General features: G+C 73.2%; 25 protein-coding genes. 22 read left to right on the top strand and 3 right to left on the bottom strand.

All coding sequences use genetic code 11. The annotated features are described in order from the left end of the window. Positions 1-116: 116 nt before the first annotated feature. Genes HL189_RS01175 through HL189_RS01165 form a run of 3 tightly spaced genes read right to left on the bottom strand, consistent with a single transcriptional unit; the run spans position 117 to position 2954 of the window. On the bottom strand, positions 117-1028 hold the full coding sequence (locus tag HL189_RS01175) for a flagellin (RefSeq protein ID WP_369131864.1): 912 nt from the start codon (positions 1026-1028) through the stop codon (positions 117-119). A 5-nt stretch (positions 1029-1033) separates the two neighbouring features. Next, entirely contained in the window at positions 1034-2431 is a 1398-nt protein-coding gene (flgK, locus tag HL189_RS01170) for a flagellar hook-associated protein FlgK (protein WP_369131863.1), read from the bottom strand. Between the two features lie 37 nt (positions 2432-2468). Next, positions 2469-2954 carry a flagellar protein FlgN gene (locus HL189_RS01165; protein WP_369131862.1) on the bottom strand — a complete coding sequence of 162 codons (486 nt, stop codon included), beginning with the start codon at positions 2952-2954 and terminating at the stop codon, positions 2469-2471. A gap of 171 nt (positions 2955-3125) precedes the next feature. Here HL189_RS01165 and HL189_RS01160 point away from each other — a divergent pair, with 171 nt between their 5' ends. The 22 genes from HL189_RS01160 (at position 3126) to fliL (ending at position 22277) form a co-directional block, all read left to right on the top strand. Beyond that, positions 3126-4139 (top strand): sigma-70 family RNA polymerase sigma factor, encoded by a 1014-nt coding sequence (locus tag HL189_RS01160; RefSeq protein ID WP_369131861.1) that lies wholly within the window; start codon positions 3126-3128, stop codon positions 4137-4139. A gap of 130 nt (positions 4140-4269) precedes the next feature. After that, positions 4270-5415, top strand: a complete 1146-nt coding sequence (locus HL189_RS01155) for a flagellin (protein WP_369131860.1) — start codon at positions 4270-4272, stop codon at positions 5413-5415. Positions 5416-5516: 101 nt separating this feature from the next. Continuing rightward, positions 5517-6920 (top strand): flagellar filament capping protein FliD, encoded by a 1404-nt coding sequence (fliD, locus tag HL189_RS01150; protein WP_369131859.1) that lies wholly within the window; start codon positions 5517-5519, stop codon positions 6918-6920. A gap of 46 nt (positions 6921-6966) precedes the next feature. After that, a complete protein-coding gene (gene fliS / locus HL189_RS01145) occupies positions 6967-7350 on the top strand; it encodes a flagellar export chaperone FliS (protein WP_369131858.1) in 384 nt (127 codons plus the stop codon). Continuing rightward, complete coding sequence (locus tag HL189_RS01140) at positions 7347-7700, top strand: hypothetical protein (RefSeq protein WP_369131857.1); 354 nt, start codon at positions 7347-7349, stop codon at positions 7698-7700. The genes fliS and HL189_RS01140 overlap by 4 nt, the downstream gene beginning before the upstream one ends. Positions 7701-7912: 212 nt before the next feature. After that, complete coding sequence (locus HL189_RS01135; protein WP_369131856.1) at positions 7913-8854, top strand: N-acetylmuramoyl-L-alanine amidase; 942 nt, start codon at positions 7913-7915, stop codon at positions 8852-8854. A 203-nt stretch (positions 8855-9057) separates the two neighbouring features. After that, on the top strand, positions 9058-9405 hold the full coding sequence (gene flgB / locus HL189_RS01130) for a flagellar basal body rod protein FlgB (RefSeq protein ID WP_369131855.1): 348 nt from the start codon (positions 9058-9060) through the stop codon (positions 9403-9405). Between the two features lies 1 nt (position 9406). Further along, complete coding sequence (locus HL189_RS01125; RefSeq protein WP_369131854.1) at positions 9407-9811, top strand: flagellar basal body rod protein FlgC; 405 nt, start codon at positions 9407-9409, stop codon at positions 9809-9811. 2 nt (positions 9812-9813) lie between these two features. Then, positions 9814-10137 carry a flagellar hook-basal body complex protein FliE gene (gene fliE, locus HL189_RS01120; protein WP_369131853.1) on the top strand — a complete coding sequence of 108 codons (324 nt, stop codon included), beginning with the start codon at positions 9814-9816 and terminating at the stop codon, positions 10135-10137. Next, entirely contained in the window at positions 10137-11687 is a 1551-nt protein-coding gene (gene fliF, locus HL189_RS01115; protein ID WP_369131852.1) for a flagellar basal-body MS-ring/collar protein FliF, read from the top strand. Before fliE ends, fliF begins: the two co-directional genes overlap by 1 nt. Before the next feature lie 173 nt (positions 11688-11860). Beyond that, positions 11861-12913 (top strand): flagellar motor switch protein FliG, encoded by a 1053-nt coding sequence (gene fliG, locus HL189_RS01110; RefSeq protein WP_369132185.1) that lies wholly within the window; start codon positions 11861-11863, stop codon positions 12911-12913. Beyond that, the gene (locus tag HL189_RS01105; RefSeq protein WP_369131851.1) at positions 12897-13868 is read left to right on the top strand and encodes a FliH/SctL family protein; all 972 of its coding nucleotides are present in this window, start codon (positions 12897-12899) and stop codon (positions 13866-13868) included. Before fliG ends, HL189_RS01105 begins: the two co-directional genes overlap by 17 nt. Beyond that, positions 13865-15193 carry a FliI/YscN family ATPase gene (locus tag HL189_RS01100; RefSeq protein WP_369131850.1) on the top strand — a complete coding sequence of 443 codons (1329 nt, stop codon included), beginning with the start codon at positions 13865-13867 and terminating at the stop codon, positions 15191-15193. Before HL189_RS01105 ends, HL189_RS01100 begins: the two co-directional genes overlap by 4 nt. Then, positions 15190-15648 (top strand): flagellar export protein FliJ, encoded by a 459-nt coding sequence (locus tag HL189_RS01095; protein ID WP_369131849.1) that lies wholly within the window; start codon positions 15190-15192, stop codon positions 15646-15648. The genes HL189_RS01100 and HL189_RS01095 overlap by 4 nt, the downstream gene beginning before the upstream one ends. Further along, entirely contained in the window at positions 15636-16592 is a 957-nt protein-coding gene (locus tag HL189_RS01090) for an NlpC/P60 family protein (protein WP_369131848.1), read from the top strand. The genes HL189_RS01095 and HL189_RS01090 overlap by 13 nt, the downstream gene beginning before the upstream one ends. Further along, positions 16589-17866 (top strand): flagellar hook-length control protein FliK, encoded by a 1278-nt coding sequence (locus tag HL189_RS01085; protein ID WP_369131847.1) that lies wholly within the window; start codon positions 16589-16591, stop codon positions 17864-17866. Before HL189_RS01090 ends, HL189_RS01085 begins: the two co-directional genes overlap by 4 nt. Before the next feature lie 15 nt (positions 17867-17881). Beyond that, positions 17882-18310, top strand: coding sequence for a flagellar hook assembly protein FlgD (locus HL189_RS01080; protein ID WP_369131846.1), 429 nt, complete (start codon positions 17882-17884; stop codon positions 18308-18310). A 48-nt stretch (positions 18311-18358) separates the two neighbouring features. Beyond that, positions 18359-19591, top strand: a complete 1233-nt coding sequence (locus HL189_RS01075) for a flagellar hook protein FlgE (RefSeq protein WP_369131845.1) — start codon at positions 18359-18361, stop codon at positions 19589-19591. Positions 19592-19750: 159 nt separating this feature from the next. Further along, on the top strand, positions 19751-20038 hold the full coding sequence (locus tag HL189_RS01070; RefSeq protein ID WP_369131844.1) for a flagellar FlbD family protein: 288 nt from the start codon (positions 19751-19753) through the stop codon (positions 20036-20038). A 3-nt stretch (positions 20039-20041) separates the two neighbouring features. Continuing rightward, positions 20042-20812: a motility protein A gene (locus HL189_RS01065; protein ID WP_369131843.1), complete on the top strand. Its 771-nt coding sequence runs from the start codon at positions 20042-20044 to the stop codon at positions 20810-20812. Then, positions 20809-21795: a flagellar motor protein MotB gene (locus HL189_RS01060; protein ID WP_369131842.1), complete on the top strand. Its 987-nt coding sequence runs from the start codon at positions 20809-20811 to the stop codon at positions 21793-21795. Before HL189_RS01065 ends, HL189_RS01060 begins: the two co-directional genes overlap by 4 nt. Then, positions 21792-22277, top strand: coding sequence for a flagellar basal body-associated protein FliL (gene fliL, locus HL189_RS01055; RefSeq protein ID WP_369131841.1), 486 nt, complete (start codon positions 21792-21794; stop codon positions 22275-22277). The genes HL189_RS01060 and fliL overlap by 4 nt, the downstream gene beginning before the upstream one ends. The last annotated feature ends 147 nt before the right edge of the window (positions 22278-22424 follow it).

Raw genomic sequence — 22424 nt, 5'->3', positions numbered from 1 at the left:
TGGCACGCCCCGCTACAGCGGGGCCCTCCCAGGGTCCCTGCCCCGGCAGTCGATGCAATTCCTTCATCGGCGTCCTGGCTCCCCGACCGCACTGGTCGGCGGCCGGGACCGCCCGGTCAGCGCAGGAACTCCATGAGCGTCGGCTGCAGGATCTTCGCCGTCACCGCCAGCGAGGCCTGGTAGCCGAGCTGCTGGGCGGACAGCTCCATGCTGGCCTTGGGGATGTCGACGTCCTCGATGTCCCTCCGCTGCGCGGACAGGGCCAGCTCGCGCGTGATGTTGAGCTCTGCGGCCTTCTGCACGCGGGAGCTGCGGGCGCCGACGGTCGCCTGCGCGGTGCTCACCCGGTCCTGGGCGACGTCGAGCGCAGCGAGGTCGGCCGACAGCGCCGCGGCGTCGACCGGGCTGGTGTTCAGCTTGTCCGCGATCCCCTGGAGGACGGCGAACAGGTTCGCCCCGTCCGGGCCGAAGACCTCCGGCCCGGTGACGTCGACGCGCAGCACCTCGTTGTCGCTGATCCGGCGCAGCACCGGGTGGTCCTCGGGGGACCCCTCGCCCTGGCCGAGCCCGGCGTAGGTGCCGTCGGGCTGGTAGGCGACCGCGCCGCTGGTGACCCCGCCGAAGACCGGCCGGCCGTTGATGCTCGTGTTGGCCACGCCGAGCATGTCCGCGCGGAGGGCGGTGATCTCCGTGGCCAGCGCCGCACTGGACGTGGCGTCGTTCCCGCCGGTGTTCAGGCCCTGGACCGTCAGCGCCTGGACCCGCTTGAGGAGGTCCTGCAGGCCCTGCAGCGCCGAGTCGGTCTGGTCGAGCCGGCTCTGCGCGTCGGTGATGTTGCGGTCCTGCTGCGCGACCCGGCCGAGGTCGGACCGGACCTGCATCGACTTGTTCGTGTCGATGGGCGAGTCCGAGGGCCGGTTCAGCACGCGGCCGGTGGCCAGCTGGTTCTGCACCTTGACGAGGGCGGTCAGGTTGTTGTTCAGCCCGGTGAGGCTGGACGTCACCATCGCCTTCTGGGTGATGCGCACTCAGGTCACCGCCCCACGAGGCCGGTGCTGTTGATCAGGGTGCTCAGCAGCTCGTCCATCGCGGTGATCATGCGGGCCGCCGCCTGGTAGCCGTGCTGGAAGGTCAGCATCTGGGTCATCTCCTCGTCCAGGCTCACGCCCGAGACCGCCTGCCGGTTGGTGTCGACGGTGCTGGTGATCGTCGACTGGATCGTGACGTTGCGGGTGCTGACCGACGCCTCCACCCCGAGCTGGGTGATGAGCTGCCGGTAGCCGCTGTCCACGCCACCGGTCTCCCCCAGCCGGGCCATCGCCAGCGCGTGGCTGCCGTCGGCGGACACCTTCCCGGGGACCGACGACGCGGCCAGCCGACCCGGGTCGGTGATGGCGACCGCCAGGTTGGCGGCCGTGATGGGCCCGCCGTCGGAGCTCTCCAGCAGGTCCCCGCCCAGGGCGCCGTAGCCGTCGGTGCCGGTCGCGTGCGCCGCGTTGACGGCGGCGGCCAGGTCCGCCGCCGTCTTGTCCAGCGCGTCGCGGTACTGCGGGATGACCGTGCTGAGCACCTCCACCTCACCACCGGCGGTGCCGCCCACCCGCACCTTCGTCCCGCCGGGCACGGTGACCACGGCGAGCGGCGAGCCGGCCAGCTCGTCGGCGGTCGTGGCCCCGGTGACGGCCAGCTCGATCCGCGCGGTGCCGGACACCAGGGCGGAGCCGCCGACCAGGACGTCGACCATGCCGTCGACCCCGGGGCTGGCGGTGCCGCCGACCTTCTGGGCCAGCGACAGCACCAGGGCGTCCCGCTTGTCGGCCAGCTCGTTGGTGGTCACGCCGGCCTGGCTGGCCCGCTGGATCGACCGGTTCAGCGAGCTGATCTGCGCGGTCGCGGCGTTGACGTCCTCGACGAGCGTCGCGAGGTCCTCGCGCGTCTGCCCCCACTGGGCGTCCAGCGTGGCCCGGGTGGTCTGCAGGCTGCCGACGACGGTGGCGGTGCTCTCCAGGACGGCGCGCCGCGCGGCCGGGATGTCCGTCGCGGTGGACAGGTCCTCCCAGGACGACCACATCTCGCTCAGCGAGGTCTGCAGGCCGGTGTCCCCGGGCTCCCGGAACGCGTCCTCGATCTGGGCGTACGCCGAGCTCTGGACCGTGTACCGCGCGTTGGTGGCGTGCTCGGCCAGCGCGCGGTTCTCCGCGAAGCTGTCCCGGATCCGCGCCACGGTGTCGGCGTTGACCCCGCCCCCGACGTTCTTGCTCACCGAGAAGAAGGCCGGCACGGTGCTCGCGCCGATCGACTGCAGCTCGGCGCGCTGCCGGGTGTACCCGTCGGTGTTGACGTTGGCGATGTTCTGCGCCGTCACCTCCAGGGCGCGCTGCTGGGCGGCCAGTGCGGTGTTGGCGGTGTTGAGGGTGGAGAGGGCGCTCACGCGCGTGCTCCCGTCGTCGTCGGGGTGGTCCCGGTCGTCACATCGCACCGTCCAGCGTGACGGCGCGGTAGGCGTTGCCGGCCTGGCGACCGGAGTGGGTGTAGGTGCCGGCCGAGGGCACCCGCGCGGCCAGCAGGGCGTCGCCGATGGCGGCCAGGCCGCCCTCGACGAGCTCGCGGTTGGCGTCGGAGAGGCTGCGCAGCTCGGTGACCAGCGTCAGCAGGGCCTCGTGGTGCTTGGTGTAGAGGTCGGCCCACGGCTCCGGCGCGGCGTCGGCCAGCTGCCGGAGGGAGGGGTTCGCGTCCAGGCCGAGTCGACCGGCGATCTGCTCGGTCGCCGCAGCGCGCTCGATCTCGAGTCCGCGCAGCTGGTCGAGGACGACCTCGATCTCGTGCGCGATCCGCGGCAGCCAGCGCGTCTTGCCGGTGAGGATCAGGTACTGCTTCTCCTCCGCCTTGAACAGCAGCAGGTCGAGCAACTCGTGCTCGCGCCAGAGCAACGTCGACAGGTGCTGGTGGTCCATGCCGGCCGCCCTTCCGTCGTCGTGTGCGGTACGCCAGCGGCCCCGGGTGAGGCGCTGTCGAGATCCCATCGGCACCACGGCGCGGAGTGTTCAGCCGAGATCACCGGGGGCACCCGGATTTCGTCGCCGGGCACGGTCCCGACCGGGCTCCCCCGTGCCGAGAAGGAGGACGTGACAGGAGCCCGCCCCGTGGTCAGCGACCGCCGGCACCCCGACGCCGACGCCCTCGTGACCACCCACCTGCCGCTCGCCCACTTCGCCGTGAACGCGGTGGCCTCGCGCATCTCGCTGCCCGGCCACGTCAGCCGGGACGACCTGCTCTCCTGCGCCTCGGTGGCGCTGGTCGAGGTGGCCCGCCGGTTCGACCCGTCGGCCGGCGCCACCTTCGCGACCTACGCGCTGCCCCGGCTGCAGGGCGCGGTCCTCGACGAGCTCCGCTCCGGGGACTGGGCCAGCAGGTCCGTGCGCGCGGCCGCCCGGCGCACCGATGCGGCCTCCGACGCGCTGGCCATGAGCCTGGGCCGGCCGCCGACCAAGGAGGAGCTCGCCGAGAGGCTGGGCGTCGCCCGCTCGGAGCTGGACTCCCTGCAGGTCGACGTGCACCGCGCGGTGATGGTCAGCATCGACGCCGAGACCGGCGGCGACGGCGGATCGCTGGACCTGCCGGACACCGGGGACTCACCGGAGCGGGCGCTGATCCGCGGCGAGCGCACCCGGCACCTGCACGAGGCCATCCAGGCCCTGCCCGACAAGCTGGACGAGGTCATCGAGCGCAACTTCTTCGGCGGCGAGTCGCTGACCGACATCGCCGACTCCCTCGGGGTCACGCTGTCGCGGGTGTCGCAGATGCGCGCCCGCGCGCTGACCCTCCTGCACGCGGCGATGAGCGAGGTGTGGGAGGGCCGGCCGGTGGCCGCCGGTGGCGGGGTCCGCGCCCGCAACCAGCAGCGGGCCTACGTCGACCGCGTCGCCGCCCGGCAGCTGGCCGAGCGCCCGGCCGCCTCCCCCGTGCCCGCGCCGGCCCGGCGGGTGCCCCGTCCCGTCCCGGTCCCGGTCGGTGCCGCGGTCGCCGCCGCGCCGGAGCCGGTTCCCCCGCTCGCCGTCGCGGGCCCGGTGCCGGCCCCGCGGTTACGCGCCCGCTACGACTGGTCGGTCGCCGCCGGGAACGCGGCCCGACCGGCCTGAACGAGCCCGCCGGAAAAAGTTCCGGCATTCGGGTCAAGTCCCACCCGTAACCCGCCGTTACCAGTCGTGTACCGCCCCGCAGCACGGATGCAGCGGGTGTCCAGCAAGACCCCATCCAAGGAGGATCACCATGGGTCTGAGCGTCAACACCAACATCTCGGCGATGAACGCCTACCGCAACCTGTCGACCACCAACGACTCGATGAGCAAGTCGCTCGAGCGGCTCTCCTCGGGTTACCGGATCAACCGGGCGGCCGACGACGCGGCGGGTCTGGCCATCTCCGAGGGGCTGCGCTCCCAGATCGGCGGCATCTCCCAGGCCGTGCGCAACACCCAGGACGGCGTCAGCGTCGTGCAGACGGCGGAAGGTGGCCTGAGCACCACCACCTCGATCCTCCAGCGCATGCGCGACCTGGCCGTGCAGTCCGCGAACGACAGCAACGACGACAACTCCCGCGCCGCCATCAACGCCGAGACCACGGCGCTGAAGGCGGAGCTCACCCGGATCGCGGACAAGACCACCTTCAACAACGTGAACCTGCTCGACGGCAGCTTCACCGGCAAGCAGTTCCAGGTGGGCTACGCCTCCGGTGACACCATCAGCGTCGACATCAACTCGACCGGTGTCACCCCGGCCAAGACCAGCTACGTCAACGGTGGCGCCACCGCCACCGCCGCGGCTGCGACCTTCGCGGTGGGCACGGTCAGCGTCACGACCGCTGCCCTGACGGCCAGCACCGACGCCAACGACATCGCCTCCCAGCTGAACGCCGACGGCAACTTCGCCGCCAGCTTCACGGCGGCGGTGGACTCGAACACCGGCGGCCTGACCATCACCGCGAAGGACGCCGCCCAGACCGGCTCCATCACCATCGGAGGCGGCCTCGGGACCACCGCCGGTGCCGACGCGCCGGACGTTGACGCGGCGGGCACGGCCACCGGCGGCTTCGACGCCACCGACCTGGGCGTCGCCGGCATCACCCTGGCCACGAAGGCGGGCGCCAACGCCGCCATCACGGCCATCGATGACGCCATCACCCAGGTCTCCAGCGCCCGCGCCAACCTCGGTGCGCTGCAGAACCGGTTCGAGCACACCATCAACAACCTGAACACGACGAACGAGAACCTGACGGCGTCGGAGTCCCGGATCCGCGACACGGACATGGCCCAGGAGATGACCAACTTCACGCGCACCCAGGTCCTCACCCAGGCCGGCACCTCGATGCTGGCGCAGGCCAACCAGTCCACCCAGAGCATCCTGAAGCTCCTGGGCTGATCCGGTAGCACCACCAGCACCACCCGCTGAGGGGGGAGGCCCCGGCCTCCCCCCTCAGTGCGTGCACGACCATCCCCCGTCGAGAGAGGAAACGCAGCTCCATGAGCGGCATGAGCGTGAGCGTCGGCCTCGCCTCCGGGACCGACTACAAGTCCTTGGTCAACCAGCTGATGCAGATCGAGGCGCAGCCGCAGAACCTGCTCAAGAACCGGTTGGCCGCCGCGCAGGGCCAGGCGTCCGCGCTCCGCCAGGTCAACACGAACATGGCGGCCCTGGCCAGCGCCGCGAAGGCCGTCACCGCGGCCGCCGCCTGGACCGCCGCCAAGGCCACGAGCTCCACCAGTGCCGTGACCGCGAGCGCCGTCACCGGCGCGGCGCCCGGCTCCCTCACCTTCGCCGTCGACCGGCTGGCCACCGCGCAGTCCATGGTCAGCGGCCAGAACTGGACCACCAGCAACGACGCCTTCGGCCTCGGCTCGCCGTTCACGGTCACCAAGGGCGGCGTCGCCAAGGACATCACCCTGACCGACGGCAACAGCGACGGAACGGTGAGCCTGGCCGAGGCCGTCTCCGCCATCAACAAGGCCGACGCCGGCGTGACCGCCACCGCCGTCAACACGGGGGCCGGTTACCGGCTGCAGCTCACCGCCACGGCCACCGGGGTGGCAGGCGGCTTCTCCCTCAGCCCGGCCACCATGACCGGCGGCGGCTTCACCGCGCTCGCGGCGGCCCAGGACGCCCAGATCACCGTGGGCAGCGGCAGCGCCGGCGCGTACTCGGTGACGTCCGCGACGAACACGTTCAGCCGGGTCCTGGACGGCACCAGCTTCACCGTCGGCTCGACGACGTCCTCGGCCACGATCACGGTGGGCAGTGACACCAGCGCCGCCGTCTCAGCGGTGCAGGCCCTGGTGACCGCGGCCAACAACGTGCTCTCGACCATCGACAACCTCACCGACGGGACAGCCAACCCCAACGCCCCCCTGAAGGGCAACTGGTCGCTCACCAAGCTGGCCGGCGACGTCCTCACGTCGGTCTCCAGCGCGGTGGGCACCTCCGGCTCGGCCGGTTCCCTCGGGCTGCAGCTCACCAGCACCGGCACGCTGAAGTTCGACGCCGGCGTCTTCCAGTCCAAGCTGGAGGCCAACCCGGCCCTCCTGAAGACGGTCTTCGGGGGCGAGCTCGCCGCCGGCACCGACCTGATCGCCGGCACCGGGGACGACACCCTGGTGACCGACGGTGTCGCCGCCCGGCTGCAGCAGCTGGCCCTGCGCGCCAGCGACTCGGTCAGCGGCAGCATCACCAGCCTCGCCAAGGGGCAGGACACCCGCGTGGACGACCTGCAGGACCAGATCGACGCGTGGGACCTCCGGCTGACCTCACGGAGGGCGACCCTGAACGCCCAGTACACCGCCCTCGAGACCGCGCTCGGCACACTGCAGAGCCAGTCGACGTGGCTCAGCTCGCAGCTCAAGTCGCTGCCCAGCTGGTCCTCAGATTCCTGAGTCGTCGAGCTCCCCGTCCGGCTTCCCCTCCCAGGAGACCCTCCCGATGACCGCTTCACTCCGCGCCCGCTACCTCGGCAACTCGATCGCGACTGCGTCGCCGCAGCAGCTGCTCGTGATGCTCTACGACCGGCTCGCCCTCGACCTCGAGCGCGCCGAGTCCGCGCTGACCGCGGGCGACCGCCCCGGTGCCGACGAGCAGCTCAAGCACGCCCAGGAGATCGTCATCGAGCTGCGCGCCAGCCTGAAGGTCGAGCTCTGGGACGGCGCGCCCCGGTTGGCCGCCCTCTACGACTGGCTGCTGACCGAGCTCATCCAGGCCAACATCAAGGGCGACCTGCGCCGCGTCGGTGACTGCCGGCGGATCGTCGAGCCCCTGCGGGAGGCCTGGCGTGGGGCTGCCGCGTCCCTGGCGGCGGGCACCGCATGACCGGCGACCGGCGCCGGCACTCCGACCCGACGCCGAACCGCGCCTGGGACGGCGCGCTCGACGCGCTGGAGGGCGACGTGCTCGCCGCCGAGCAGACCCTCGCCCGCGACCGCGCCGAGGAGATCGCCGCCTGGGGGCGGCGGTCCACCGACTGGATCCCGCCGTCCAACCTCGGTCCGCTCCCCGACGACCTGCGCGAACGCGCGGCCCGGCTGCTCCAGCACCAGCTGGCGGTGGCCGAGGAGCTGGTCGAGCGGATCACGCAGTCCCGCAAGCAGCGCGACGTCGCCGCACGGATGCACTACGGACCCTCCCGGCCGGTCGCCTCCTTCATCGACCGCGGACTCTGACGACGTCCCCTCCCCCTCGGTCGTGATCCAGCGCCGGTGACGCCGTGTGATACCGGTCACAGGGTGACCACCCGGACGACGTAACCCCGCGCCACGGTCGGGTGGAGTCGCTCAGGTCCGCCGCGGGTCTGCCCGATGGTCCCGGTGCAGCCGGAGGACGGGTCGACCGACCTGCGCCATCCCGGGCACCGCCGGCCGCACGGGAGGAACGCATGGCGCGCATGCCGGGCGCAGTCTGGGACCCGCTGGCCGGCAACTGGTCGAGCCAGCCCCGGATGACCGCCCACGACGTGATCTGCATCCACACGATGGTCGGCAGCCTGGAGGGCACCGACTCCTACTTCACGACCGGGAACGGCGCCGGCTACCTCGGCACCGAGTCGCACTACGGCACCGGCGGCTCCGGCGAGATCCGCCAGTGGCAGGACACGGCCCACCAGGCCGACGCCAACCTCAACGGCAACTCGTACGTCATCAGCGTCGAGAACGCCGACCGTGGTGCGCCGTTCCCGAACTGGGACATCGGCGACGGCTCGCAGGTGCCGCCGTTCACCGAGGCCCAGATCGAGGCCGACGCCAGGATCCTCGCCTGGGAGTCGTCGCCCGCGGCGCACGCCGGTTGCCCGTCGACCTGGACGTGCCGCACGGTCGGCATCCCCCTGCAGCTCATCCCGAACACGCGGCGCGAGCACCGCGGCGTCGGCTACCACCGCCAGGGCATCGAGCCGTGGCTGGTGGACGGCGGCGTGCGGTGGAGCAACGCCACCGGCAAGGTCTGCCCCGGCAACGCCCGGGTGGCGCAGATCCCCCGGATCGTCGAGCGGGCCCGGCAGATCCGGGCCGGTGTCCCCACCCCCATCGAGGAGATCAAGGAGTTCGACATGGCCGTCCTCATCACCGCCGCCTCGTCCGCCGACGGCAGGATCAAGCGCGCCCCGGCGATCCACACCGGCCTGGGCGGTTTCATCGGCCTCGGCAGCGACGCCGAGATCAGGAACGCCCGGGCCGAGCTGCGCGAGATCTGGGTCGAGTCCTACACCTGGGACGCCCTGGCCCAGGAGAAGACCACCATGCTCGCCGGCGCCCGCGCCGCGGTCGAGACCGTCGAGCTGCAGAGGCAGATCCTCGCCGCCCTGCAGGCTCCGCCGGCGTAGCCCGCTCCTGCGACACCACGTGACCACGTGCGCCCGATCGGGCGCACGTGGTCACGTTCGTTCCCAGGGCTGCCGAGACCGGAGGGGCACGGAGCGCACCACACCGCCACGGATCGGCGGACTCCACCCTCAGGACCTCCCTGGGGGTGCGTCCCGTCGTTCCCGGAGGTACCTGTGCCCCGACGCTCACCCACGAGCGCCCGGTGATCACCGACACGACCATGACGGCGCTGCACGCCGCCCTCAGCGGACTGCAGCAGCGTCAGGAGGTCACCGCCGACAACATCGCCAACATCGACACGCCCGGCTACCTGGCCGGCCGGGTCGACTTCGAGTCCACCCTGCGCAGCGAGCTGGCCAGCGGCCAGTCCGCGACGGTCGGCGACGGCGCCGTCCGGCAGTCCATGGACCCGACCCGCACCAACGGCAACAACGTCAACCTCGACGCCGAGGTCACCATCGCCACCGAGACCGGGCTGCGCTACCAGTTGGCGCTGAACGCGCTCAACGGCAAGTACGACGTGCTGCGCTCGGCCCTGCGGACGTCGTGACATGAGCACCTTCGACTCGTTCCGCATCGCCGGGTCCGGGCTCTACGCCAACCGCAAGTGGATGGACGCGGTCTCGGACAACATCACCAACATCAACACCGCCACCTCGACCGATCAGAGCGCCTTCCAGGAGCGGATGATCGTGGTCGAGGCGGCCGACTACGGCTCCGGCCAGGGTGGCGTCCGGGTGGCCGGCGCCGAGTTCGGCCCCGCGGAGGGCCGGCTCGTCCACGAGCCGGACGACCCCCTCGCCGACGCCGACGGCTACGTCCGCTACCCGGACATCGACCTCGGCGACCAGATGACCCAGTTGATCATGGCCCAGCGCAGCTACCAGGCGAACCTGGCCTCGATCGAACGCGCCACCGACGCCTACCAGGCGGCGCTGCAGCTCGGGAAGGGCTGACCATGACCTCGCCGATCAGCGGCATCTCCTCCGCCCTGTCCGGGATCCAGGGACTGGGCGCCGCCTCGGGCCTGGCCGGGACCACGCCGGCGGCCCCTTCGTCCGGCACCGACTTCGCGTCGGTGCTGACCGGGGCCGTCGACGAGCTCAACAGCACCCAGGCCACGGCCGACTCCCTCGCCGCCCAGGCCGCCACCGGCGACCTGGACGACGTGCACGACTACATGATCGCCAGCGCTGAGGCCCGGCTGGCCACCGACACCGTGGTGACCCTGAAGAACTCCGCGGTCGCCGCCTTCACCGAGATCATGAGGATGAACGTCTGATGCCCGCCGCCCTCGCCGGCCCGCTCGACCGGGTCCGCTCCCTGTGGTCGACGATCAACGTCGGCCAGAAGATCGTCATCGGCCTCCTGGTCGTCGGGCTGGCCCTGGGCGGCATCTTCTTCTACCGCTGGATCACCGCGCCGACGCTGTCGCCGCTGTTCAGCAACCTGTCCTCGGCCGACGCCTCGGCGATCGTCGAGCAGCTCGACGCCGAGGGCGCCAGCTACGAGCTGGCCGACGGCGGCCAGACGATCATGGTCTCGCACGAGCAGGTGTACGACCTGCGGCTCAGCATGAGCGGCCAGGGCCTGCCCGCCGGCGAGGACACCGGGTACTCGCTGCTCGACGAGCAGGGCATCACCACCAGCGAGTTCCAGCAGCAGGTCACCTACCAGCGGGCTCTGGAGGGCGAGCTGGCCAACACCCTGGAGGCGCTCGAGGGCGTCCGCTCCGCCGTCGTGCACCTGGCCATCCCGCAGGAGGACGTCTTCGCCACCGACGAGGCCGAGCCGACGGCGTCGGTGCTGCTCGACCTCAAGCCCGGCGCCTCGCTCAGCGGCGAGCAGGTGCAGGCGGTGACGAACCTGGTTTCCTCCAGCGTGGAGGGCATGACCCCCGAGCAGGTGACGGTCGCGGACTCCAGCGGCGCGGTGCTCTCCGCCGCCGGCGAGGGCATCACCGCCGCCGCCGGGGACGCGAAGTCCCAGGCCGAGCAGGACTACGAGGCCCGGCTCGCGGCCAACGCCCAGACGATCCTGGACACCATCGCCGGCCCGGGGAACGCCAAGGTGTCCGTCCGCGCCGACCTGGACTTCGACAAGACGAACACGACGTCGGAGACCTACGACTACAACGACGACACCCCGGCGCTCTCGGAGTCGACCACCGTGGAGAGCTACACCGGCACCGGCGCCGCGGTCGGCGGCGTCCTCGGGGCCGAGGACGTCGCCGCCGGCGGCGGGGACAACGCGTACGACAAGCAGTCCACCACCTCCAACAACGCCGTCGACAAGACCGTCACCACCACCGAGGGCGCGGTCGGCACGGTCGACCGGCTGACCGTCTCGGTGGTCATGGACAACGCCAACGTCGGCGGCGTCGACGTCAACACGGTGCAGGACCTGGTCGGCAACGCCGTCGGCCTGGACGCCGCCCGCGGGGACGCGATCACCGTCGCGTCGATGGCGTTCGACACCACCGCCGCCGACGCGGCGGCCGCCGACCTGGCGGCCGCCGAGGAGGCGGAGGCCACCGCCCGGATGTGGTCGATGGTCAAGACCGGCGGCATCGCGCTGGGCATCGCCCTGCTCGTGCTGGTCGTGTGGCTGCGCTCGCGGCGCGACCGCGAGGAGTACGAGGAGCTGGACGACGAGCTCGACTTCGAGCCGATCCAGGTCGAGAGCGTCCGCGACCCGTCCCTCGACGACCGCGCCGCGCAGCTGGCCGCCGCCCAGCGGGAGCGGGTCCGCGGCGAGATCTCCGAGATGGTCAGCGAGCGGCCCGACGAGGTCGCGACCATGCTCCGCGGCTGGTTCGCCGACGCGAAGTGAGCTCCGGTCCCGGGGCGCCGCACCTGTGGGTGCGGCGCCCCCGCGGCGTCTGCGCACCCGTCCGCCGTGCCCGGACCGCCCCGTCCGGCGACCGGACTGCCGATGAAGAGAGCGGCGCCGACGGCGCCCGAGCACAGGGAGAGTGAGCAGTGAGCATCGCCAGCGTGGAACAGATGATCGGCAGGCCCCCGGCAGTCGCCGGCGCGGCACCGGTCGCGCCGCGCAGGGAGATGCCCGGGCTCCGCAAGGCCGCCCTCTTCCTGGCCCAGCTGTCCAAGGAGGAGGCCGGCGCGGTGCTCGCCGAGCTGCGGCCCTCCGAGGTGGAGAAGCTGACCGGGGAGCTGATGCGCCTCCAGGGCGTCGGGGCCGGCGACGTCGACGAGGTGCTCAACGAGTTCCACCACCTCATGCAGGCGCGCCAGTTCGTCGGCACCGGCGGTCTGGAGTTCGCCCGTGAGGTGCTCGCCGCGGGGCTGGGCGAGGAGAAGGCCGACGGCATCCTGTCCCGGCTCAACGTCGTCTACACCGAGCTGCCCTTCGCCTCGCTGCGCAACAGCGACGTCCGGCAGCTGGTCACCTTCCTCAAGGACGAGCACCCGCAGGTCATCGCGCTGGTGCTGGCCCACCTCCCGGCACCGCAGTCGGCCGAGGTGCTCTCCGGCTTCCCGCCCGACCAGCAGGCCGACGTCGCCTACCGGATCGCCGTCATGGACCGCACCTCCCCGGAGATGGTCCGGATGGTCGAGGAGGAGCTCGGCCGGCGCATGGGCTCGCTGCTCGCCTACCAGGACATGTCCACCGTCGGTGGGGTGGAGACCCTGGTCGAGATCATCAACCGCTCCGCCCGGCCCACCGAGCGGTCGATCCTGGAGTGGCTGGACAAGAGCGACCCCGAGCTGGCCGAGCGGATCCGCTCGCAGATGTTCGTGTTCGAGGACATCGTCACCATCGACGACCGCTCCCTGCAGCTGGTGCTCCGCGAGATCGAGGCCAACGACCTGGCCACCGCCCTCAAGGGCGTCCGGCAGGACGTCCGGGACAAGGTCGTCCGCAACCTCTCCGAGCGGGCCGGCGAGAACCTGCTCGAGGAGATGGAGCTCATGGGCCCCGTCCGCCAGCGCACGGTCGAGGAGTCGCAGGCCAAGATCGTCGCCGTCATCCGAACGCTGGAGGAGCAGGGCGTCCTGACCATCTCGCGGGGTGGTGAGGATGACTTCGTCGCCTGAGAAAGGACCCCGTCCCCCCCTCGATCGGCCCCTGGACGGGGCCACCGGGAGCATCGCTGCGAGCGCCGGCTCGCGTGAGTCTCTGCTGCTGCGCGGGACCTCCGCGGCCGACGCCGTCCCGTACCAGCGGGTCGGCGACCCGGCCGCCTGGGGACGTCGCCGCAGCGACCGCCCGGCCCCCACGCCCCCACCCACCACGCCTCCCGCCGAGCCCGCCGCCGCGCCCGCCGTCACGGCGGCGGTGACCGCGGCGGTGACCGCCGCCGCCACCCGGTCGGCGACGACCGCACGGGTCGACGAGCCGCGCCCGCAGGCCCGGTCGTGGGTGCTGCCGGAGAGCGCGGACGTCGACGTCACCCCGAGCACCCGCACCGGCCTGCGGCTGGGCGAGGTCTACGCCGAGCAGCTGGCCCGGCTGCGTGAGGAGGCCCGCCGCGAGGGCTGGGCCGCCGGGCACGCCGAGGGCCTGGTGGCCGCCGAGCAGGTGGTCGCCGCCGCCGAGCACGCCGCCGAGGAACGCCTGGCCGCCGTCCAGGCCCGGTGGGAGCGCCGGCTGGCCTCCGCGACCGCCGCGATGGCGGCCGCCGCCGAGCGGCTGGACGGCGTCGCGGCACCGGTGCTCGACGACCTGCGCGACGGCGTCCTGGACGCGGTGACCACGTTGGTCGGCGAGCTGCTGGGCCGGGAGCTCGCGATGGCGTCGGCCCCGGGGCTCGACGCCCTCCGCCGTGCGCTCACCCTCGCCCCCACCGACGTCCCGGTCCTGGTCCGGCTGCACCCCGACGACCTCACCGAGGTCCCGCCGGACGCGCTGGCCCAGCTGCCCGCCTCCGTCACGGTGCTCGGCGACCCGGGCGTGGAGCGGGCCGGAGCGGTCGCCGAGGCCGGCACCACCCGGGTCGACGCCCAGCTGAGCAGCGCCCTCGAGCGCGTCCTGGCGGTGCTCCGCTCGTGAGCGCCCTCGCCGACGTCCTGGATACCGGCGGGCTGCTCGACCGCGCCCGGGCCGCCGCCCGGCCGGTGGTCACCGGCGTCGTCACCGGCGCGATGGGGCTGACCCTGACCGCGGAGGGCGTCTCCGCCGCCGTCGGCGACCTGGTGGAGATCTCCCCCGGTCCGCGCGGCCTGCTCGCCGAGGTGGTCGCCGTCCAGCGGGAGCGGCTGACCTGCATGCCGCTCGGCGACCTCTCCGGCATCCGGTCCGGCGCCCCGGTCCGGCCCACCGGCCGGCCGCTGCAGGTGCCCGTCGGCGAGGCGCTGCTCGGCCGGGTGCTCGACGGCCTGGGCCGGCCGCTGGACGGCGGACCGCCGCTGGGCTCCCTCGTCTCCTGGGTCGACCTGACCAGCGAGACCCCCAACGCGCTGCGCCGCGCCCGGGTCGACCGGCCGCTGGCCACCGGCGTGCGCGCCCTGGACACCCTCGCCCCGGTCGGCCGCGGGCAGCGGATGGGCATCTTCGCCGGCTCCGGCGTGGGCAAGTCGACGCTGCTGTCGCAGATCACCCGCGGCACCGACGCCGACATCCGGGTGATCGGGCTGATCGGTGAGCGTGGCCGCGAGGTCCGCGAGTTCATCGAGGAGGACCTCGGCCCGGAGGGCCTGGCCAACTCGGTGGTCGTCGTCGCCACCTCCGACCAGCCGCCGCTGGTCCGCCTGAAGGCCGCCTTCGTGGCCACCCGGATCGCCGAGGGCTTCCGCGACCAGGGCCGCGACGTGCTGCTGATGATGGACTCGATCACCCGGACGGCGATGGCCCAGCGCGAGGTCGGGTTGTCCGCCGGCGAGCCGCCGGCCACCCGCGGCTACCCGCCCAGCGTCTTCGCGATGCTGCCGAAGCTGCTGGAGAAGGCCGGGACGGCGACCACCGGGTCGATCACCGGCCTCTACACCGTCCTCGTGGACGGCGACGACCACAACGAGCCGATCGCCGACACCGCCCGCTCCATCCTCGACGGGCACGTGGTGCTCACCCGCAAGCTCGCCACCGCCGGCCACTTCCCGGCGATCGACGTCCTGGAGTCGATCTCCCGGGTCGCGACCGCGGTCACCCCGGCGCCGCAGATGACCGACGCCCGGGAGCTGCGCCGGATGCTCGGCGCGCTGCGGGACGTCCGCGAGCTCATCGAGATCGGCGCCTACCAGGACGGCACCGACCCGCTGGTCGACCGGGCCCGCCGGCTCACCCCGCACATCGACGCGTTCCTGCGCCAGTCCACCGACGACTCCACGCCGCCGGCCGAGGCGTGGGCCCGCCTGCACGGGCTGGTGACCGGCGCGTGAAGCAGCCGGCCTTCCGGCTCGAGCCGGTGCTGCGGCTGCGGCGGACCGAGGAGCGCGCGGCGTCCCTGGCCGCGGCCGCGGCCGCCCGGGACGCCGCCGCGGCGGCCGAGCGGGCCGCGCAGGACGCCGAGGCGCTCAGCACCCGGTCGGTCCCCCGCGCCGCCTCCGGTGCCGCGTTCGTCGCCGCGATGGTCGCATCGGCCACCGCGGCTGCCGATGTGTCAGAGGCGCGGGCGATCGCCCGCGCGCGGAGCGAGCAGGCCGAGGCGGTCCGCGCCCGCTGGACCGCCGCGGCCCAGCGCACCAAGGGGCTCGAGCGGCTGCGCGAGCGGCACCTCGACGCGCTGCGGGCGGCGGCGGAGACGGCCGAGGCGCGCACGGTCGACGACCTGGTCACCGGTCGGCACGGCCGGCGACCGCAGGACGGGGAGGAGGGGGCGACGTGGACGGGCTGAGCGCGGTGTACAGCCGGATCGGTGAGATCCAGGCCCGCTTCTCCGCGACCCCGGTCGCCTCCTCGGGTGCCCAGTGGGCCAGCGCGGCGGCCGCCGCCGGGCTGACCGGCACCGGTGGCACCGCCGTCCCCGGCGCCGCGGGCAGCGCCGGCGGGTCCGCCGTGGTGCAGGCGGCGAGCAAGTACCTGGGCGTCCCCTACGCGTGGGGCGGCACCGACCCGAGCACCGGCCTGGACTGCTCCGGGCTGGTCCAGCGGGTGTACAGCGACCTGGGCATCAGCCTGCCGCGCACCTCCTCCCAGCAGGCCACCGCCGGCCGGGCGGTCGCCTCGCTGGACGAGGCGCGGCCCGGCGACCTCGTCTTCTTCGACAACTCCGCCTCCCGCGGCGGCATCGACCACGTCGGCATCTACATCGGCAACGGCCAGATGATCGCCGCCCCGCAGGCGGGCGAGGTGGTGAAGGTGCAGTCCGTCGGCAACCCGTCGGTGATCCGCCGGGTGCTGCCGGACGCGGCCGCCGCCCCCGCGGCCACCACCGCCCCCAGCGGCGCGGCCAGCCTGGCCGGCGTCCCCTACGCCGACCTCTTCCAGCAGGCCGGCGCCAAGCACGGCGTCTCCCCCGCGCTCCTGGCGGCCGTGGCGAAGACCGAGTCCGGCTTCGACAGCGCCGCGGTCTCGCCGGCCGGCGCGCGCGGCCTCATGCAGTTCATGCCAGCGACGGCCCGCAGCCTCGGCGTGGACACCGGCGACCCGGCCTCCTCGATCGACGGGGCGGCCCGGTACCTGAAGGACCTGACCCAGCAGTTCGGCTCCACGGAGCTGGCGCTGGCGGCGTACAACGCGGGCCCCGGCACGGTGTCCCGCTCCGGCGGGATCCCGCCCTACGGCGAGACCCGGTCCTTCGTCCAGAAGGTGACGACCGCCGCGGGGGCCTGGTCATGACGGCACCGACAGTCCTGCCCGCCCTGCCTGCGGTCCCCGCGGCCGCGGGGCCGGCCGGGTCGACGGCTCCCGGCGGCGGTTCCCCGGCCTTCGCCAGCGTCCTCGACGACGCGCTCACCTCCGGCGGGCAGCAGTCCGGCCCGGCGGCAGAAGGCAGCACCGAGGAGGACGTCGTTCCCGGCCAGGACGCCGGGGGGACCCCGGTCGCCGTCCTCGCCCCGCCGCCGTGGATGCTGCTGTCCGCGGCGCCGGCGTCGTCCGCACCGGTCGTCGCCTCACCGGTCACCGCCGCGCCTGGCACCGCCTCATCGGGCACCGCCTCATCGGGCACCGCCTCACCGGGCACCGCCTCACCGGGCACCGCTCCGGACGCCGTCGCCCCGGCGGCCGTGGCGCCGGACCTCCTCCCCGCGGCCGCCCCGGCCGCCGGGGAACCGGTGGCCCCCGCGCCGTCGGGCGCCGCCGCGCCCGGCGCCGGCGCCCCGGTCCCCCATCCCGTCCCCGCGGCCGCTGCCCTCGCCGGCACGTTGCCGTCGGGTACCGCCCCCGGCGCTCCGGCCGGGCCGGCGACCCCCGCCGCCGACGCGGTGGTCAGCGGACCGGCCGGCCTGTCGCTCCCCGCCGCCGGCAGCCCGGCCGGCGGTGCCGCGGACACCGGTGCCGACGACGGCAGCGGGTACCCCGCCGGTGCGGCGGCTCCGGAGCAGACCGCACCCGACGCCGAGCCGCTCGCCGCCTTCGGCGTCCCCGCCGCCCCGGCCCCCGCGACGGCGACCGCGGGCACACCGGCCGCCCCGCCGTCCGCCGACGCGGACCCGCCGGTCGCCACCCAGCTGGGCCGCCAGCTCGCCGTGCTGACCGAGGCGCCCGACGGCACGCAGACCATGACCCTGGTCATCACGCCCGACGAGCTGGGCCCGGTCTCGATCCAGGCCACGATCACCGACGGGACGCTCGACCTGACCCTGCTCGGCGCGCACGAGCACGGCCGCCAGGCCCTGCTCGAGGCGCTGCCCGACCTGCGCCGCGAGCTCGAGACCGCCGGCCTGTCGCTGAACCGCCTCGAGGTCGGCACCGACGCCGGCGACGACGCGAGCTGGACGCGCGCCGGCCAGCAGCAGCTCCCCGACCCGCGCGGCGGCTCGCAGGGCCAGTCCGGCCGGCCGCCGGCCGACGGCTCCGGCTGGGTCCGGGACGACGACCAGAACGGTGCGGGCACCCCCGTCCGCGCCGCCGACCCGTCCACGTCACGCGGCGTGGACGTCCGCGTCTGAGAGGGAGGTCCCAGGATGACCGACGCGATCAGCGGCAGTCCCATCGTGGCCACCAGCACGGCCACCACGCAGATCAGCAAGAACGGGTTCGACTCCGAGACCTTCTTGCAGCTGCTCGTCGCCCAGCTGAAGTACCAGGACCCGAGCAACCCGACGAGCAGCAGCGAGTTCATGGCCCAGACGGCCACCCTAGCGCAGGTGCAGAGCCTGAACGAGATCGCCGACCAGAACACGCAGGCGCTCACCCTCCAGCGGTCGCTGAGCGCCGGCGCGCTGGTCGGGCACACCGTCTCCTACACCGACACCGACGGCTCCACGAAGACCGGCACCGTCAGCTCGGTGAAGATCAGCGGCGACAGCAAGGCGGAGTCGAAGGCGGTCGTCGACGGCGTCGAGATCGCGCTCGGCCGCCTGTCCGAGGTGTCGCTGCCGGCCGCCGACTGACCGCCGTCCCCGCCACCTGACCCTCCGCCTCGCCCGAGGAGCACTCCCATGCTGCGTTCCATGTTCTCCGCGATCTCCGGCCTGAAGACCCACCAGACCAAGCTGGACGTCGTCGGCAACAACATCGCCAACGTGAACACGGTCGGCTACAAGTCCAGCCAGACCGTCTTCCAGGACACCCTGTCCCAGGTGCTGAGCAACGGCTCCGCGCCGACGCAGGGCACCGGTGGCACCAACCCGGCCCAGGTCGGGCTGGGCGTCCAGCTGGCCGGCATCACGACCAACTGGACCCAGGGCTCCACCCAGAGCACCGGCCGCTCGACCGACTTCCTGATCAGCGGCGACGGCTTCTTCGTCACCCAGTCCGGCAACGAGCAGCTCTACACCCGCGCCGGCTCGTTCGACTTCGACGGCCAGGGCCGGCTGGTCACCCCCGACGGCGCCATCCTGCAGGGCTGGATGGCCAAGGGCGGCGTGATCGACTCCAACGGCCCGACCGGCGACCTCACGGTGCCCTACGGCGCGGTGATGCCGCCCAAGGCCTCCGCCACCGGCGGGTTCACCGGCAACCTCTCCAGCGGCACGGCGGCCACCGAGGGCATCGAGACCCCGATCACGATGTACGACGCGCTGGGCAACGCGCACCAGATCACCGCGACGTTCACCAAGACGGCCACCGACAACGAGTGGACGGTCGCCCTCACGGACGAGAACGGGGACGCCGTCCTGACGCCGGACGCCACCATCGCGTTCGACCCGGCCACCGGCGAGGTCGACGACCCGGCCGCGGCCGTCCTCGACGTCACGCCCAACGCGCCGATGGACGCGAGCTGGCCCGGCCCGATCACCCTGGACTTCTCCAAGATCACCCAGTTCGGCGCCGACAGCGCGGTGAAGGCCACGCCCACCGACGGCTACGCCACCGGCACCCTGCAGTCGTTCTCGCTGAGCGCGGACGGCACCGTCGTCGGCGTCTACTCCAACAGCCTGCGGCAGGACGTCGGCAAGCTGGCGCTGGCCACCTTCGCCAACCCCAGCGGGCTGGAGAAGGCCGGCAGCTCCTCCTTCCGGCCGGGCAACAACTCCGGTGTCGTGTCCATCAGCGCCGCCGGCACCGGCGGGGCCGGCACGCTCGCCGCCGGCGCGGTGGAGATGAGCAACGTGGACCTCTCCGAGGAGTTCACCAGCCTGATCATCGCCCAGCGTGGCTTCCAGGCGAACAGCCGGGTGATCACCGCCTCCGACGAGGTCCTGCAGGACCTCGTCCAGCTGAAGCGCTGATCGCCCGCTCGACCCTGACCAGCCCGAACGGCCCGGTCCCCCCGTCGGGGAGACCGGGCCGTTCGGCTCAAGCAGGTGTCCGTCCACGCCGATGACACCAGTGCGGCTGCGACGACACCCCGCACCGGCGACCGCCGCCCCTTGACCCTGGAGACACCCGTGATCCGTCTGACGCGCCTCAACGGCGAGCACTTCGTGCTCAACGCCGACCTGATCCAGCGCGTGGAGGGCCACCCCGACACCGTCCTCACGCTCGTCGACGACACGAAGTACGTCGTCACCGAGAGCGTCGACGAGGTGATCCGCGAGGTCCGCGACTACCGCGCCGGAATCCAGGCGGTTGCCTTCCAGATGGACCGGGGCGCGTACCGGCCGGCCACCGCCCCTTCCCCGCAGGGCCCCGAGGACTCCTCGGTCGTGCCCTTCCCGAGCCGAGAAGAGCGCTGACCCATGGATCCCGCCACCCTGATCGGGTTCGTCATCTCCCTCGTCGCCCTGGTCGTCTTCATGGTCCTCGAGGGCGCCGACCCGACCTCGCTGATCTTCCTCCCGGCGATCGTCCTCGTCGTCGTCGCCACCTTCGGTGCGGCGGCGGCCAGCCAGACGATGAACGACCTCAAGAAGATCCCGGCGTGGTTCAAGATGGCCGTGCTCCCGGCCAAGGTCCCGCCGCCCACCGAGAACATCCAGATCCTGGTCGGCCTGGCCGAGAAGGCCCGCAAGGAAGGCCTGCTCGCCCTCGAGGCCGAGGTCAAGAAGGTCGACGACCTGTTCCTCCGGCGCGGCCTGCAGATGAGCATCGACGGCACCGACCCGGAGGACCTCCGCGCCGTCCTGGAGAGCGAGATCGCGGCCAAGAAGGCCGAGGACAAGGTCGCCGCCAAGTTCATGAACAACATGGGCGGCTACGCGCCGACCATCGGCATCCTGGGCTGCATCGTCGGCCTGATGAACGTGATGGGGAACCTCAGCAACCCCGAGGCGCTGGGCCCGATGGTCTCCGCCGCGTTCATCGCCACGCTGTGGGGCGTCATGGCCGCCAACTTCTGGTTCCTGCCGATGGGGGCCAAGATCACCCACGTCAGCGCGCTGCAGGCCGCGCAGATGGAGCTGCTCGTCGAGGGCATCGCCGAGATCCAGGCGGGCACCAGCCCGCGGACCGTGCGGCAGAAGCTCACCTCCCTGGTGCCGCCCAGTGAGCAGGAGCGCGAGGCGGCATGAGCAAGAGCGCCGGCCACGGCGGGGGCAAGCGCCGGGCGAAGAAGCACGAGGAGCACGAGGAGCACGAGAACCACGAACGGTGGCTGGTGTCCGGCTTCGACATGATGACGCTGCTGTTCGTGCTGTTCGTGGTGCTCTACGCGATGAGCTCGATCGACATGGCCAAGTTCACCGCCTTCGCCGACGGCGCCCGCGAGGGAGCCGGCGCCCCGGTCACCATCCTCAACGACGGTGCGGCCATCGACGCGCCGACCGAGAACGACAGCCCGCTCAAGCCGGTGCAGGTCGCCGAGGAGGCCGCCATCGACGGCACCGAGCAGACCGACGCGGAGAAGGCCGCCGCGGAGGCGGCCGCCGCCCAGGACGCCCGGCGGACCGCCGCCGAGGCGCGCGGCGCCTACGACCAGCTGGCGCAGGCCCGGGACGCGCTCTCGGCGGCGCTGGCCGCGGTCGGGCAGCCGGCTGCCGCCCAGTTCGTCATCGACGAGCGCGGCCTGGTGGTCCACGTGGTCTCCGACCCGGTGCTCTTCGCCCCCGAGTCGGCCGCGCTGCAGCCGCAGGGGGCGGTGGTGCTGGACGCGATGGCGCGGACCCTGGACACGCTGCCCAACCAGATCCGGGTGGAGGGCCACGCCAACTCGCTGCCGGTCACCCCCGGCGGCCCGTGGCCGTCGAACTGGGAGCTGTCGGCGGTCCGCGCGACCACCGTGCTCCGGCACCTGTCCGAGGTCGACGGCGTCGCCGAGGGCCGGATGTCGGCGGCCGGCTACGGCAGCACCCGGCCACTCGTGCCGGACACCGACCCCGGCTACGTGACGGTCAACCGCCGGGTCGACGTGATCCTCCTGTCCACCGCCTCCGCCGAGGCCAACGTCCTGCTACCGGGCATCGAGGCCGCCGTGCAGTCCGCTGCCCGGGCCGCCACCGCCGCCGCCGGCGGCACCACCACCGACAGCACCGCCTCCGAGGGGAGCCACCCATGAGCAGCAAGAAGAAGAAGCCCGAGCCGGTCGACGACGGCGAGGAGGCAGGCGGCGGCGGCAAGGCGAAGCTGCTGATCATCGCCCTGGTGGCCGTGCTGGCCATCGGCGCGGGAGCGTACTTCTTCCTCTTCAGCGGCAGCGGCGAGGCCGAGGCGGAGGTCGTGCCCGAGGCCGGCAGCGTCGTCCTGGAGGTCGAGCCGGTGGCCATCAACCTGGCCGGGGGCAGCTACCTCAAGCTGGGCATGGCGCTGCAGTTCTCCCTCGCCTACGACGAGGCCGCCGGCGGCGGCGGCCACGGTGGCGGGGCGACGCCGGACGGCTCCAAGGCCCTCGACATCGCCATCGCCCAGTTCTCCGGCGCGGCGCTGCCCGACGTGCAGAACAACCGCGAGGCGATGAAGGCGACCCTGGAGCAGGCGATCATCGAGGCCTACCACGGGGACGTGTACGAGATCTACTACACGGAGTACGTCACCCAGTAGCAATAGGACCCCCTTGCCCCCAGCACCCGCACGCTCGTCCTGGGTCCCTGCAAGGGGCCGTAACCTCCGCTCCCCCGAGCCACCCCCGGACCAGCCGGTGCCGCACTCCGCGGCGCCGGCTGGTCCGCTCTCCGGTCAGGGTCGGTC

Origin of the sequence: Modestobacter sp. I12A-02662, assembly GCF_041028325.1 — a bacterium.
GTDB lineage: Bacteria > Actinomycetota > Actinomycetes > Mycobacteriales > Geodermatophilaceae > Modestobacter.
Note: the sequence above shows the minus strand (reverse complement) of the source record. Positions and strands in the feature narration are given on the sequence as shown.

What these genes read in the sequence shown, in the direction of transcription:
- fliE (WP_369131853.1), top strand. Translation starts at nt 9,814, where the DNA reads ATGACCTCGCCGATCAGCGGCATCTCCTCCGCCCTGTCCGGGATCCAG.
- HL189_RS01080 (WP_369131846.1), top strand. Translation starts at nt 17,882, where the DNA reads ATGACCGACGCGATCAGCGGCAGTCCCATCGTGGCCACCAGCACGGCC.
- fliD (WP_369131859.1), top strand. Translation starts at nt 5,517, where the DNA reads ATGAGCGGCATGAGCGTGAGCGTCGGCCTCGCCTCCGGGACCGACTAC.
- HL189_RS01165 (WP_369131862.1), bottom strand. Translation starts at nt 2,954, where the DNA reads ATGGACCACCAGCACCTGTCGACGTTGCTCTGGCGCGAGCACGAGTTG.
- HL189_RS01105 (WP_369131851.1), top strand. Translation starts at nt 12,897, where the DNA reads ATGACTTCGTCGCCTGAGAAAGGACCCCGTCCCCCCCTCGATCGGCCC.
- HL189_RS01065 (WP_369131843.1), top strand. Translation starts at nt 20,042, where the DNA reads ATGGATCCCGCCACCCTGATCGGGTTCGTCATCTCCCTCGTCGCCCTG.
- HL189_RS01125 (WP_369131854.1), top strand. Translation starts at nt 9,407, where the DNA reads ATGAGCACCTTCGACTCGTTCCGCATCGCCGGGTCCGGGCTCTACGCC.
- HL189_RS01155 (WP_369131860.1), top strand. Translation starts at nt 4,270, where the DNA reads ATGGGTCTGAGCGTCAACACCAACATCTCGGCGATGAACGCCTACCGC.
- fliS (WP_369131858.1), top strand. Translation starts at nt 6,967, where the DNA reads ATGACCGCTTCACTCCGCGCCCGCTACCTCGGCAACTCGATCGCGACT.
- HL189_RS01135 (WP_369131856.1), top strand. Translation starts at nt 7,913, where the DNA reads ATGGCGCGCATGCCGGGCGCAGTCTGGGACCCGCTGGCCGGCAACTGG.
- fliL (WP_369131841.1), top strand. Translation starts at nt 21,792, where the DNA reads ATGAGCAGCAAGAAGAAGAAGCCCGAGCCGGTCGACGACGGCGAGGAG.
- HL189_RS01075 (WP_369131845.1), top strand. Translation starts at nt 18,359, where the DNA reads ATGCTGCGTTCCATGTTCTCCGCGATCTCCGGCCTGAAGACCCACCAG.
- HL189_RS01060 (WP_369131842.1), top strand. Translation starts at nt 20,809, where the DNA reads ATGAGCAAGAGCGCCGGCCACGGCGGGGGCAAGCGCCGGGCGAAGAAG.
- HL189_RS01140 (WP_369131857.1), top strand. Translation starts at nt 7,347, where the DNA reads ATGACCGGCGACCGGCGCCGGCACTCCGACCCGACGCCGAACCGCGCC.
- HL189_RS01085 (WP_369131847.1), top strand. Translation starts at nt 16,589, where the DNA reads ATGACGGCACCGACAGTCCTGCCCGCCCTGCCTGCGGTCCCCGCGGCC.
- fliG (WP_369132185.1), top strand. Translation starts at nt 11,861, where the DNA reads ATGATCGGCAGGCCCCCGGCAGTCGCCGGCGCGGCACCGGTCGCGCCG.
- fliF (WP_369131852.1), top strand. Translation starts at nt 10,137, where the DNA reads ATGCCCGCCGCCCTCGCCGGCCCGCTCGACCGGGTCCGCTCCCTGTGG.